This window comes from Wenyingzhuangia aestuarii, assembly GCF_011927765.1.
Classification (GTDB): Bacteria; Bacteroidota; Bacteroidia; order Flavobacteriales; family Flavobacteriaceae; genus Wenyingzhuangia; species Wenyingzhuangia aestuarii.
Window position 1 is genome coordinate 97,287 of record NZ_JAATJG010000006.1, and the last position, 13,328, is coordinate 110,614.

Consider the following 13,328-nt stretch of genomic DNA (forward strand, 5'->3'; position numbering starts at 1 on the left):
AACTTTTTTACAAATAATTTATTTATTAATAAAAAAACCTATTAAAAACACAAAAACAAAGACTTAATACACTCTGTTTTAATAATGGACGTAATTTTTGATAAGCAATCCTTTTTTGTGCCTTAACTGTACTAATAGATACAGACAACTCTTCTGATATTTGCGTATTACACAATCCCTTTAAACTTAATTTTATAATAACAGCACATTTTTTAGGCAACGTATTTACGGCTGTATCTATAATTCTAGAAACTTCTTCTATAAAAATTTCTTTTTCATAAAAAGATTCAGATTCAATAACCGATAAATCATAGTCCGTAAGTTTAGATTTCGATTTAAAGTCTTTGCTTTTTAACACATCAAAGCATTTGTTTCTAACCGACCTGTACAAATACGTTTTAATGGCCAATTCGCTTTCAAAAGGAGTTTTGTTATTCCATACTTTTACAAAAACATCTTGAACAAGATCTTTTGACAACTCAATATCATTCATATATCTATCAGCAAACAGACATAACGAAAAATAAAAAGTATTATAGAGTTCTTTAAATTCTTTTAATGATAATATGGTTTTATCAGTCAATTTAGCAACAAAGTAATAGTTAGTTTGTCGAAATTATAAAAATAGAATACCGAAAAGCAGTCTTAAAAAAACATAAAGCAAGCCTAAATAAACATTTTACAGAAATGTAGTTGATTGATTAACAATTATCTGCCACTACCACTTGCCATACTTAGCCTTATTTCTTATAAAATTGATACAACTCAACTTTTCACTTGTTTACCATCAATCTATAAATTATAGATTCATTCTAATTTTGAAGTAGGAGTTAATTACTCATTTTATGAACCTTTAAAAATCAAAAATATGTTACGTTTAAGTTTTAGTTTTATTGTTTTAGCCATTATAGCCGGTGTATTAGGTTTTACAGGAATTGCAGCAGGTGCAGCTAGTATTGCCAAAATATTATTTGTTCTGTTTCTTATTTTATTCTTTGTTTCCTTGTTATTTGGAAGGAAGAAAATTTAAGACTAATTAAGTGTATCTAACAAATCAATATTATGAAAAAATCAATCTATATAATTACTACAATTCTAATAGCAACTAGTTTATTTATCAGTTGTAAAGACAAAAAAGAAACTGTTAAAATTATTGAAAAAGAAAAAACAGTTCCAAGAAAAGAAAAAGCAAATTACTTTAAAATTGACAAGAAAGGGAATGTTGAAGTAAAAATAGAAGCCAAATAGATGATTGTTAGCAAGTTTAAAATAAAAAAAGAGAATGATTTTGAAAAACGTTCTCTTTTTTTATGCGCTTATTGTAACTAAAAACACACCTAATTTTAATACTAAAAATAACGAAACTGTTAATTCTTTCTTAAATATGTGATAGCGCAGTTTTAGCAGGCTATTAATTACTTAACTTAGTTTTTTTAAACATCGGTTTATATATTAGTAATCATCACTATTTATCACTGCAATACATGGCTTTAAAAGTTGTAATCTCACATAAAACAAAATACAAGTTCGATCGTTCTGTAAATCTATCACCACATATATTTAGATTAAGACCTGCTCCACACAGTAGAACTCCTATTGAATCATATTCCTTAAAAATTCTACCAGAAGATCATTTCTTTAACTGGCAACAAGATCCTTTTGGAAACTATCAAGCAAGGGTTGTATTTCCAGAAAAAACTAAGGAACTTTCTATTAGTGTTGAGATTATTGCGGATTTAAAAACCATCAATCCTTTTGACTTTTTTGTAGAAGAAAGTGCAGAAGAATATCCTTTTGAATATTCTGATGTTACCAAAAAAGAACTACATCCATATTTAGAAATTAACGACAACGGACCTTTGTTGCATGATTTCTTAAAAACGGTAGACATAACACCTAGAAAAACAATTTATTTCTTAATAGACCTAAATCAAAGGATTTACGACTATTTGAGTTACAATATTCGTATGGAGCCAGGAGTACAAACTTGTGAAGAAAGTTTGGAAAGAAAAACAGGTTCTTGTAGAGATTATGCTTGGTTATTAGTACAAGCTGCTAGACATTTAGGATTTGGTGCTCGTTTTGTATCAGGATACATTGTACAATTAAAATCTGATGAAAAATCCTTAGATGGTCCATCGGGTCCTGAAGAAGATTTTACAGATTTACACGCATGGGTAGAAATTTATTTACCTGGTGCAGGTTGGATTGGTTTTGATGCCACTTCTGGTTTATTAGCAGGAGAAGGTCACATACCTTTGGCTTGTACCCCTCATTACGACAGTGCTGCTGCCGTAACAGGAATGACCGATAAATGTGAAACTGAATTTGAATTTGAAAATTCCGTAACCAGAATTTTAGAATCTCCTAGAGTAACCAAACCTTATACCGAAGAGCAATGGAATGCTATTGAAAAACTAGGTCATAAAGTAGAAAAAGATTTACAAAAAGGAGATGTTAGACTAACCATGGGTGGAGAACCTACCTTTGTGTCTATTGATGATATGGAAGCTCCAGAATGGAATACAGCTGCAGATGGTCCACACAAACGAAAACTAGCCAACGATTTAACCAAACGATTATTAGATAAAATTGCTTTGGGTGGAATGTTACATCATGCACAAGGAAAATGGTACCCTGGAGAACCTTTACCTCGTTGGGAAATTCAATTGTATTGGAGAAAAGATGGAAAAAACATTTGGCATAACGAAGAGTTATTATCTTGTTTTTCTCCTAACCCAATTGTTCCCGAAGGAAGCGATCATAGATTTTTGCGTACCTTAAGTAAATACTTAAACGTTACCCACGAACATATTATTCCTACTTACGAAGATGCATTTTACATGTTATGGGAAGAAGGAAATGTTCCTGTAGATATTGATATTACAAAAGAAAACAGCGAAGATTTAGTAAGACAAAAATTAGCAGAAATTTTAAAACAAGGAACCCATAAAGCTGTTGGATATGTTTTACCCTTAAACAAATCTGGTGACCAATGGTTTACTAGCGAATGGTTGTTCCGTAGAAAAAACTTGTTTTTAACTCCTGGTACTTCTCCAATTGGATTAAGACTGCCTTTAGACTCATTAATGTCTGAACCAGACTATGAAGTATTCCCTGTATACGAGCCCGATTTATTTAAAGAAAGAAAAGCATTGCCTAGTTTTAAAAGACTGGTAAACATTCGTTACAAAGATTTTTGTACCAGAGGATTAGAAAAAAACAAACCTAAATATTTTGTTAGAACTGCCATTTGTTCAGAAGTTAGAGAGGGTAAATTATACTTATTCTTACCTCCTTTAGATTCTGCCGATGCCTTTTTAGATTTAATAGCATCCATAGAAGCTACAGCAAAAGAATTAAACATTCCTGTTATTTTAGAAGGATACAATCCTCCGCATGATAACAGAGTTGAATCTATGAAAATTACTCCAGATCCAGGAGTTATAGAAGTCAACGTTCATCCTATGAAGAGCTGGACAGAACTCGTAGAAAATACTATGACTTTGTATGGTGAGGCTAAAAAATCTCGTTTAGGAACAGAAAAATTTATGTTAGATGGAAAACACACCGGAACCGGTGGAGGAAACCATGTAACTCTAGGAGGTATTACGCCTTCTGATAGTCCTTTATTAAGAAAACCTAGTTTGTTAAGAAGTTTGCTTACGTTTTGGCAACATCACCCAGGTTTATCTTATTTGTTTTCGGGTGCCTTTGTAGGTGCTACCAGTCAAGCTCCAAGAATTGATGAAGCTAGAATGGAAAACTTATATGAGTTAGAAATTGCATTTAGCCAAATACCTAAAGACGGAGAAGTTCCCTTTTGGTTAACGGATAGATTGTTTAGACACTTGTTAACCGATCTAACAGGTAATACGCATAGGGCTGAATTTTGTATTGATAAACTATACTCTCCAGATTCATCATCAGGAAGATTAGGTATTTTGGAATTAAGAGGGTTTGATATGCCTCCACATCCACAAATGAGTTTGGTACAAATGTTATTGGTTAGAACCTTAGTTGCATGGTTTTGGAAAAAACCTTACGAACACAATTTAGTACGTTGGGGAACAGAATTACACGATAAGTTTTTAATAGAACACTTTGTTAGAGAAGATGTAAAAGACATTGTAGGTCAGCTAAACAAAGCTGGATACAAATTTGAAGTAGATTGGTTTGATCCATTCTTTGAATTTAGATTCCCATTACACGGAATGGTAGATATTAAAGATATTCACTTAGAATTAAGAGCAGGTATAGAACCTTGGAATGTCTTAGGAGAAGAAATGACAGGAGGAGGAACTTCTCGTTATGTAGATTCTTCTTTAGAGCGCTTACAAGTAAAAGTTTCTAATTTTGTAAATGAAAGATATGTGTTAACCTGTAACGGAGTAAAAGTACAATTACAACCCACCCCTATAAAAGGTGAATATGTTGCCGGAGTACGATACAAAGCTTGGGATCCACATTCTGCCTTACATCCAACTATTGGAGTAGATACTCCCCTAGCCTTTGACATTGTAGATACTTGGAACCGTAAATCTATTGGTGGATGTAAATATTTTGTAGCACATCCTGGAGGAAGATCTTACGAAACCTTCCCTATTAATAGTTTTGAAGCAGAATCTAGAAGAATCAATCGTTTTTGGGACATTGGAGAAACCCAAGCAGATGTAGATACTATTGAGGAAATTACTGCTAGAGAAATACCTGCACCAGAAAGAACTGTAGAAGAACAAGGAAGTAAAAGAAAGTTTAGATTTAAAACCATTCCTATTGACCCAGAATTTCCAAATACATTAGATTTGCGTAAAAAATAGAAACACCGTAAATGAGCATTGATTCAAACAAATTGTTTAAAGATTATGTAGCTGATCTAAAGAACTACGACGAAATCTTAAAGCCTACTAAAGAAATCAATCAAAATTGGATTCAATTATTTGATAACCTAGAAGCTATTGGTACAGAAGAACTTCACGAATTACAAAGTGAAATTGACTGGCTAATGGCTGAAAATGGGGTTACTTATAATGTCTATAACGATCCTAATGGTTTGCATAGGCCTTGGCAATTAAATGCCATTCCTTTTATTATTCATGAAAATGAATGGACAACCATAGAAAAAGGAATTCAGCAAAGAGCCAAACTTTTAGATTTAATTCTAAAAGATGTGTACGGTGAACGTAAATTAATTAAAGATGGAATTATTCCTCCTGAAGTTTTTTACGAGCATAGAGGTTTTTTAAGACAATGTGATCAGATTGAATATACCACACCTAAGAACTTAATGATTTATTCTGCAGAATTATCTAGAGGTCCTGATGGAAGAATGTGGGTTGTAAACGATAGAACTCAGGCACCCTCTGGAATGGGATATGCCTTAGAAAATAGATTTACCACAAGTAGAATAACTTCTGAATTGTTTCAGGATATTAATGTAAAGCAACCTTCTAAATTCTTTAATGATTTTAGCAAGATGTTAATGGATGCTGCTCCAACAGGAGTAGAAAATCCTAACATTGTAATTTTAACCCCTGGACCACATAACGAAACTTATTTTGAGCATGCCTATTTATCTTCACTTTTAGGATATCCTTTGGTTAAAGGAAACGACCTAATTGTTAGAAATGGATTTGTGTGGATGAAGTCTTTAAAAGGCTTAAAAAAAGTAGATGTAATTCTTAGACGTGTAGATGATAGTTTTGTAGATCCTTTAGAGTTAAGAGAAGATTCTTACTTAGGAGTTGCAGGATTGTTAGAAGTTGTCAGAAATCAACACATTACCGTTATCAACCCAATTGGAAGCGGAATTATAGAAAACTCAGGATTGGTTCCTTTTATGAATGCCATCTGTAATTACTTTTTTGACGAAGATTTATTGTTGCCACAAATTGCCTCTTGGTGGTGTGGTCAAGAAAAAGAACGAACTTTTGTTCTTAAAAACATTCGAAAATTTGTCGTAAAAAGAATCGATCGTACGAATAGAGAAAGCTTGTACTTCTGTGAATTTTTATCAGAAAAAGAGATTGATGTTTTAAAAGAAGAAATCATCAAAAACCCTTTTAGATTTGTAGCTCAAGAAAAAATATCATTTTCATCAGCACCCAATTATGTAAAAGGAAAACTAGAACCTCGCAAAGTAGTTTGTAGAACTTTTAGCATTGCAAAAGACGACTGTTATTCTGTAATGCCTGGAGGTTTGGTTCGTGTTGCATCAGAAAGAAAACAACTAAGAGTTTCTAATCAACGTGGTGGAATTAGCAAAGATTTTTGGATTGTTAGTAATGACAAACAAGACAATATTCAACAATACACTTGGAACAAATCTAAAAACTCTGGAGCTTCAGACATGAATGATTTGCCTAGTAACACGGCCGAAAATTTATTTTGGTCTGGTAGGTATTTAGGAAGAGCGCTAACAACCTCTAGATTTATAAGAACGGTTTTAAACAACATGAACAACGAGCGTTACAACTCTCGTAAATCCGAATCGGAAATTTTAGTTTATTTATTTAAAGCAGTAACCAATATTACCTCTACATTTCCTGGTTTTGTAGGAAAAGGTAGCGAAGAAGTGTTAAAAGATCCTCTTAAAGAGCTACAATCGTTAATTTTAGATAGTAACAGAGCTGGTAGTTTGGCACAAACTTTAAACAGTTTTAACAATTCTTATTACACACTAAGAAATCTTTGGTCTAAAGACATGTGGAGAGTGTTTGATAGTATTAAAAAACTGTGGAAAGAATTTGACAGCAGTAAAGAATATTCTTTAAATGCTTTGATTAAATTGTTAGACAGAACTATTACAAGGCTGATTGCTTTTATGGGATTGATAGAAGAAAGTATTATGGTAAACCAAGGCTTGCTATTGTACTTTATTGGTCTACAAATGGAGCAAGCAAGCATGAATATTGCCAAGTGTAGATCTCTAATTGTGTTTAATTACGAAGATTCTTTAAACTACGAAATTTTAGAGGCTTTGTTAAACAGTCACGAAAGTTTAAACATTTACAGATATAGTTATCAATCTTATTTAAGTGTAGAAAATGTAGTTAACTTAATTCTTTTAGATAAAGAGTATGCAAAGTCGCTACATTATCAATTAAAGAGAATTCAGAAAGATATTGCTCATTTACCTTTGCCTGTAACCACTATTGGTTTTAGCGAATGTCAAGATAAAATTGCAGCTGCTTGTAGCATTATGGATGCTATAAATCCGCAAACAATACTTACAACGAATAAAGAGGGAGTGCTTAGAGAAGACTTAGAACAAACACTTGCCGATTTAAGTGATTTGTTACACGAAACATCGTTGGCAATTTCTAATACTTATTTTGATCACACGTATCAACAAACACAAATGGTTCAACAAAAAATTGAAAACTAATGTTATACAAAGTCATCCACTCTACAATATATGATTATGATGAAGGTGTTACTTTTTGTCATAACATTGCCATTTTAAAACCTAAAGATATTGCAGGACAAAGATTGGTAGATTATCAATTAGAAATATCACCCAAACCTACTGAGTTTTCTGAAAAAGAAGATTTTTTTGGCAACACTATTACTCGTTTCTCTATTCAAGAACATCACAAACAGTTAAAGGTAATTGCTACTAGTAAAGTTAATCGTGATGTGAGTACTTGTAAAAACATTCAAGATGCTGAAGTAGGTAAAAGAATTACACTTAGCGAAACTTTAGAGCTGCTAAAAGGAGTAAGTGATGAAATTTTAGATGCAAGACAATATCAACTAGAATCTATATTGATTAACAATATTAATGAGGATATAAAAAAATATGCCTTAGAATCCTTTAAACCCGACAGATCTGTTTTTGAAGCTAGTTTTGAATTGATGCAACGCATTTTTAAAGACTTTGAGTTTAACACTACCTTTTCTAACGTTGCTACACCTATTAGCGAGGTTATGAAAGAGAAAAAAGGTGTTTGTCAAGATTTTGCACAAATTGCTATTGCTTGTTTGCGTTCTGTAAATTTACCTGCAAGGTATATTAGTGGATACATAGAAACACTACCCCCTCCTGGAAAAGAAAAACTAATAGGAACAGATGCTTCACACGCATGGTTCTCTGTGTATATTCCCACCTTTGGATGGGTAGATTTTGACCCTACCAACAATCAGATTCCAAAAGACCAACATATTATTGTGGCTTGGGGAAGAGATTATTACGATGTAGCTCCACTAAAAGGAGTCCTTTATAGTAGTGGAATGAGTACCTTATCTGTTTCTGTAGACATTAGACCTGATGGTGGCTACAATCAAACAGAATTAAAATTCCAACAATCGCAATCACAATCACAACAATAACAAAAAGGCTCTGAAATATTCAGAGCCTTTTTATTGAAATATTACTAGTACCAACAAAATATCAATTAAAAAATGACAATAAAACAATATATATTGATATTTACTAAACAAAATACATTTTTAAGCATAGATTAGATTTTCAATAAAAATTTAATTACTTATGAAAAAGACAATTACTGCAATAATTGTAACAGGAATGTTTGTGAATGGATTTTCTCAAACTTCTCAGAATTTAAGACCGCTTAATGCCAAGCCTGGAGAAAATTGGACTATCAAATGGAATCGTTCCGATGATTTTAATCAATCCAGACCAAACAATGCTGTTGATTATGGTAAATGGCAAAGAAACCCTGGCCAAGTACAAACATGGACTTGGGACAACGACAATAATGCCAAAGAAGTGAATGGTGTTTTAAATTTAACAGCTCGATTTGATGATGCTGGAGCAGATAGAAATATTTTTCAGAATTGTGGTGGTGCTACCAATGATTTATTCTACACATCTGCAATGCTTAAATCTTATTCCAAAGGAGTTTACGGCTATTATGAAGCCAAAATTAAAGGTGCCAATTTGTTTCCTGGTGTAGCTCCTGCATTTTGGATGTATAGTGATATTGATGATAGTTTAACCCAAGAGGGAGCTATTAGATATAGCGAAGTAGATGTGGTAGAAATGACTCAAAGAGGTAACAGAGTAAGAGGTAATGAAATGATTATGGATCATAATTTACACGCTATTGTTACTACCCGTAACAAAGTAACTTCTAACGGCTATACATTTCAATTAGATACTAATGGAAATAAAATTCCTTTGACCAATAATGAGATAACCACCAACAAGGGACGTAGATGGTTTAGACCTGGAAATCCAGAAGTAAGTCACGACCAAGAAAATGTAACAGGTCAAGCTAGTGATCCTAACAGATTTGATCCTAGAGCTGCATTTCACACATATGGATGTAGAATAGATCCAAATTGGATTACATGGTATGTTGATAACAGAGAAATTGGAAGAAAGGCCAATACAAAATGGCATAGACCTATGAATGTGGCATTATCTTTAGGAATTAGAGCTCCTTATACTACATTTTGTAACAATGCCTTTGCGTTGCCTACCAGACAGTTTGCCTTAAACAATCAAAATAAGTTTCCACAAACAATGCAAGTTGATTACATAAGAGTATGGGAACTAGATGGAAATAATACAAACAACAATCCGCCAACTGAACCTATAGATCCTCCAAGCAACAACAATTTACCTAGTTCTGGTAGTACTATCAATTTAAAAGCTTCCAATAACAACAAATTTATTACTGTAGTAAGCAACAACAGCAATACATTAAAAACAACGGCTAATAGTGGAACTGGAAACAATCAAAAATTTACAATAACAAACACATCAGATGGCTTTGTTAGCTTAAAATCTTCTGCAAATAATAAATTTGTAACAGCAACTTCTATTACAAATTCCCCCTTAAGAGCAGGAGCTTCTAAAGCTTTTAACAGACAAAAATTTAGAATTGAAACTTCTAATGGTAAAATTGTATTAAAAGCTAAAATTAACAACAAGTATATTGTAGCAAACAACAATGTATTAGAAGCTAATGGAAATAATAAAAATGCAGCTTTAAAGTTTGACATCACTAATTTTAGTAGCGCAGCTAACCTAATTAAAAAAGAAGAAACGTTAGAAATATCTAATCTTAAGAACAATGTTCTTGTTAAATTAGAGAATACTAATAGTATTAAAAACATTAGTTTGTTTACTCTTTTAGGAAATTTAATTTATCACAATTCTACCAGTGAAAACAATTTCAACTTACATAAAAATCAATTTCAAAAAGGTATTTACGTATTAGAAATAAGTTCTAATACAGGAATTAAAACCCAAAAAATAATTATAGATTAATAAAAAAATCCTCAAAAATGCAACTTGCATTTTTGAGGATTTAATATGTATTACTTTTAGAAAAGTATACTAAAACTCTTATTTACTTAGTTTTTTAGTTTCTTCTGCAATTCTTTTTTTCTGTTGTCCAGTTAAGCCCATTTTATAGAAAAACTCTGGCCTTAAATACACGTGATTTTTCTTCATATTTGGATCGTTTACATCTTGACTTAAGTCACAATCAAAACGAGCTAAAACGGCATGATTGGTACCCCATCCATTCACAGTTGTAAAATGAGATAACCCCCATGTGATTCCTCTACCGTCTTTAGTGTCTGTATAAGCATCTGGAATAAAAGGTCCTGCTGCATCTGGCATAAACTCAACATTAGCTGCTACATCAAAATTAACTCCATCTTTAGCAAATTGTATAGTATTGTGTTCATTACCATCTCTAATTACCAAAGCAGCAATTCCATCTTTAAAAGGGAACATGGTTGTTTCGTGACCTGAACCAATTACCGGGTTTAAAGGATGTTTTGTAAACGGTCCTAAAGGATTATCTGCAGTTGCTAAACCTTGCATTCTAATGTAATTTGGTTTACCGTTAGCATCTGACTTATAGTATAAATAAATTTTCCCTTTGTACACAATTGGATATGGATCGTGAATAGAATATTGATCCCACTCCCCTGGTGCTCCATTAGGAATTACAATTTCATTGTGTGGAGTCCAAGGTCCATCAGGAGAATCTGCATAAGAAACTGCTACGGGACAATCATCTCCTTTTTTACCACTAATTTCTAAGAAACCTTGGTAGTATAAGTAATATTTACCTTTCCATTCTAAAATATCTGTAGTTGTTACAGATCTCCATCCTACAGCAGGTTTAGGAGGTCTAGGAACCGCTACACCTTGTTCTTCCCAAGTAAATCCATCTTTAGAAGTAGCATACCAAATTTCTGATAAATCCCAATCAGCAGAAGGAATAGTGTCATTAGCTTTAGCAGCTCCTTTTGGAGAAGTAGACGTATTTCTGTAAGTATACCAAACGTAGTACTTTCCGTTTTTATAAATTATTTTAGAGGGATCTCTTCTAGAAATAGTTCCATCATGACCATTATAATCAAACCCTTTTAACTCTGTATATTTAAATTGCGTATACAATTCGTTGTCTTGTGGAGTAGCACCGTATTTATCGTAACTACGTTCCATTGCTAAACTTAAAGGTCTGTTTGGTTTTTCTGCAGGAAGTGCATAAGGAAATCCTTTTGTTGTCTTTTGTGAGCATCCACTCAAAGTCATCAAACATAAAACAGCAATACCGGTATACTTTGCTAAATTACTTTTAATCATTTTTAATTTTTTATAATTATTCAATTCTACTATTATACTAACAAAGAGACACAATATAGATGCAAAAAGGGGAAACAAATCCCCTTATATGCACATCATATGATTATAATTCCTTTAAATAAGTCCAATTTACAAACTAGACAAACACTCTACACTAGTCTACAGTCTGCTTGCTTTCCCACCAGTCTGCATTAGGTTTAAAGTTTGGAGCTAAAAAATTAATTCTTTGTTTTTCTAAACTTTTTAATTTTTTAGTAGCTATTTTTTTAAGGTAAGCTGCTTCTTTATCTGCATTATACAAAGGATCTTTTTCAGGATATTTTGCATTTACACTTTCTAAATAATCAAACAATTTTGTTTTTAAATCTTTTACTCTGTCTTTATTTTCTAAAGCAACATTGTCTTTTTCTTTTTGATCTAAAGTAATATTGTACAATTCATATCTACCATCTTCGTAATAGTGAATTAACTTCCAGTCTCCTTCTCTAATAATAGATGATGGCTCCCCTCCTTGATTTCCATAATGTGGATAATGCCAAACTAATGGACGTTTTTTAATTTGTTTTCCTTTTAATAAAGGCACTAAACTAACTCCATCTTGATGATCTTGTGGTCTTAGGTTTGCTCCCACTAACTCTAATAATGTTGGATAAAAATCACTTCCTGATACAGGAGTATTGTTTTCGTCAACTTTATCTTTTAACCAAGGAACTTTAATAAAGTAAGGTTCTTTAATACCTCCTTCAAATTGATATCCTTTTCCTCCTCTTAAAGGTAAGTTAGAAGTAGAAAAAGAATCTCCGGCAGAAACTCCTCCGTTGTCAGATGTAAAAACAACAATTGTGTTTTTGTCTAATCCTAATTCTTTTAAGCTCTCTAACACAACACCTACAGCATCATCCATAGACTCTACCAAACCTGCATATACCGGATTGTCTTGAGTTTGTCTTATGGGTAAAAAGTGTCCCATTTCATATCCTTTGTCAGCAACTCCATTTTTAAGTGCTTTTTCTTGATATTTTTTCCACTTATCTTCTGTTGTTTGAATTGGTCCGTGTACCGCATAAAAAGATAAGTAAGCAAAAAACTTTTCATCTTTATGGTCTTTCATAAATTTAACCGTTTCCTTAGCCAAACGCATGGTTAAATTCTCACCATCTTTCCCATCTTTTAAATTAGGATTTTTATACGGAGCAAAATATCCTCCTCTAGGACCTCCAGCATCCCATCCCCCAACATTGATATCAAAACCATGATCTTCGGGCCAAGAACCTTTTTCACCCAAATGCCATTTTCCAGCAAAAAACGTTTTATAACCTTCTTGCTGTAAAGCCTCTGGCAACGTAACATATTCTTTATTTAGATTATGATCATACGCTGCTGGTAATAATTTAGAAAATCTGTTTTTTTCTCTCCATTTTTCTCCTGTTTTAGCACCAATCCAATCTGTAATTCCATGTCTTGCAGGAAATTTTCCGGTTAAAATACTTGCTCTAGAAGGACTACAAACTTGACAAGCAGCATAACCTTCATTAAAAGCAGTTCCTTCTTTCGCAATACGATCAATGTTTGGAGTTTCGTAAAAGCTATTATTTCTATAGCTCAAATCATTATATCCATAATCATCCGCTAAAATAAAAAGGATGTTTTTTTGTTGAGGTTCTTCTACTTTTTGTTCTGTTTTGCAAGAAGCCATCGCTACTAAAAGCGATGTAGCATAAAAGAGAGGTTTTAAATTCATTGTGTTTGGTTT

General features: G+C 32.6%; 9 protein-coding genes. 6 read left to right on the plus strand and 3 right to left on the minus strand.

Annotation, left to right across the window (positions count from 1 at the left end; genetic code table 11):
- Positions 1–25: 25 nt before the first annotated feature.
- Positions 26–583, minus strand: a complete 558-nt coding sequence (locus GGR97_RS07445; RefSeq protein ID WP_209272337.1) for an RNA polymerase sigma-70 factor — start codon at positions 581–583, stop codon at positions 26–28.
- A gap of 285 nt (positions 584–868) precedes the next feature.
- On the opposite strand from GGR97_RS07445, the gene GGR97_RS07450 reads away from it, so the two are divergent.
- The 6 genes from GGR97_RS07450 (at position 869) to GGR97_RS07475 (ending at position 10,240) form a co-directional block, all read left to right on the plus strand.
- Positions 869–1,030, plus strand: a complete 162-nt coding sequence (locus GGR97_RS07450) for a DUF1328 family protein (protein WP_167897895.1) — start codon at positions 869–871, stop codon at positions 1,028–1,030.
- Positions 1,031–1,062: 32 nt separating this feature from the next.
- Entirely contained in the window at positions 1,063–1,248 is a 186-nt protein-coding gene (locus GGR97_RS07455; protein WP_167897896.1) for a hypothetical protein, read from the plus strand.
- Between the two features lie 236 nt (positions 1,249–1,484).
- Positions 1,485–4,820: a transglutaminase family protein gene (locus GGR97_RS07460; RefSeq protein WP_167897897.1), complete on the plus strand. Its 3,336-nt coding sequence runs from the start codon at positions 1,485–1,487 to the stop codon at positions 4,818–4,820.
- Positions 4,821–4,831: 11 nt separating this feature from the next.
- Positions 4,832–7,387 carry a circularly permuted type 2 ATP-grasp protein gene (locus GGR97_RS07465; RefSeq protein WP_167897898.1) on the plus strand — a complete coding sequence of 852 codons (2,556 nt, stop codon included), beginning with the start codon at positions 4,832–4,834 and terminating at the stop codon, positions 7,385–7,387.
- A complete protein-coding gene (locus tag GGR97_RS07470; protein WP_167897899.1) occupies positions 7,387–8,331 on the plus strand; it encodes a transglutaminase family protein in 945 nt (314 codons plus the stop codon). Before GGR97_RS07465 ends, GGR97_RS07470 begins: the two co-directional genes overlap by 1 nt.
- 160 nt (positions 8,332–8,491) lie before the next feature.
- Complete coding sequence (locus GGR97_RS07475; RefSeq protein ID WP_167897900.1) at positions 8,492–10,240, plus strand: family 16 glycosylhydrolase; 1,749 nt, start codon at positions 8,492–8,494, stop codon at positions 10,238–10,240.
- Positions 10,241–10,318: 78 nt separating this feature from the next.
- Here the strand turns inward: GGR97_RS07475 and GGR97_RS07480 are convergent, their stop codons facing one another.
- Positions 10,319–11,575: a glycoside hydrolase family 117 protein gene (locus GGR97_RS07480; RefSeq protein ID WP_167897901.1), complete on the minus strand. Its 1,257-nt coding sequence runs from the start codon at positions 11,573–11,575 to the stop codon at positions 10,319–10,321.
- Positions 11,576–11,729: 154 nt separating this feature from the next.
- The gene (locus tag GGR97_RS07485) at positions 11,730–13,316 is read right to left on the minus strand and encodes a sulfatase (RefSeq protein WP_167897902.1); all 1,587 of its coding nucleotides are present in this window, start codon (positions 13,314–13,316) and stop codon (positions 11,730–11,732) included.
- Between the last annotated feature and the right edge of the window lie 12 nt (positions 13,317–13,328).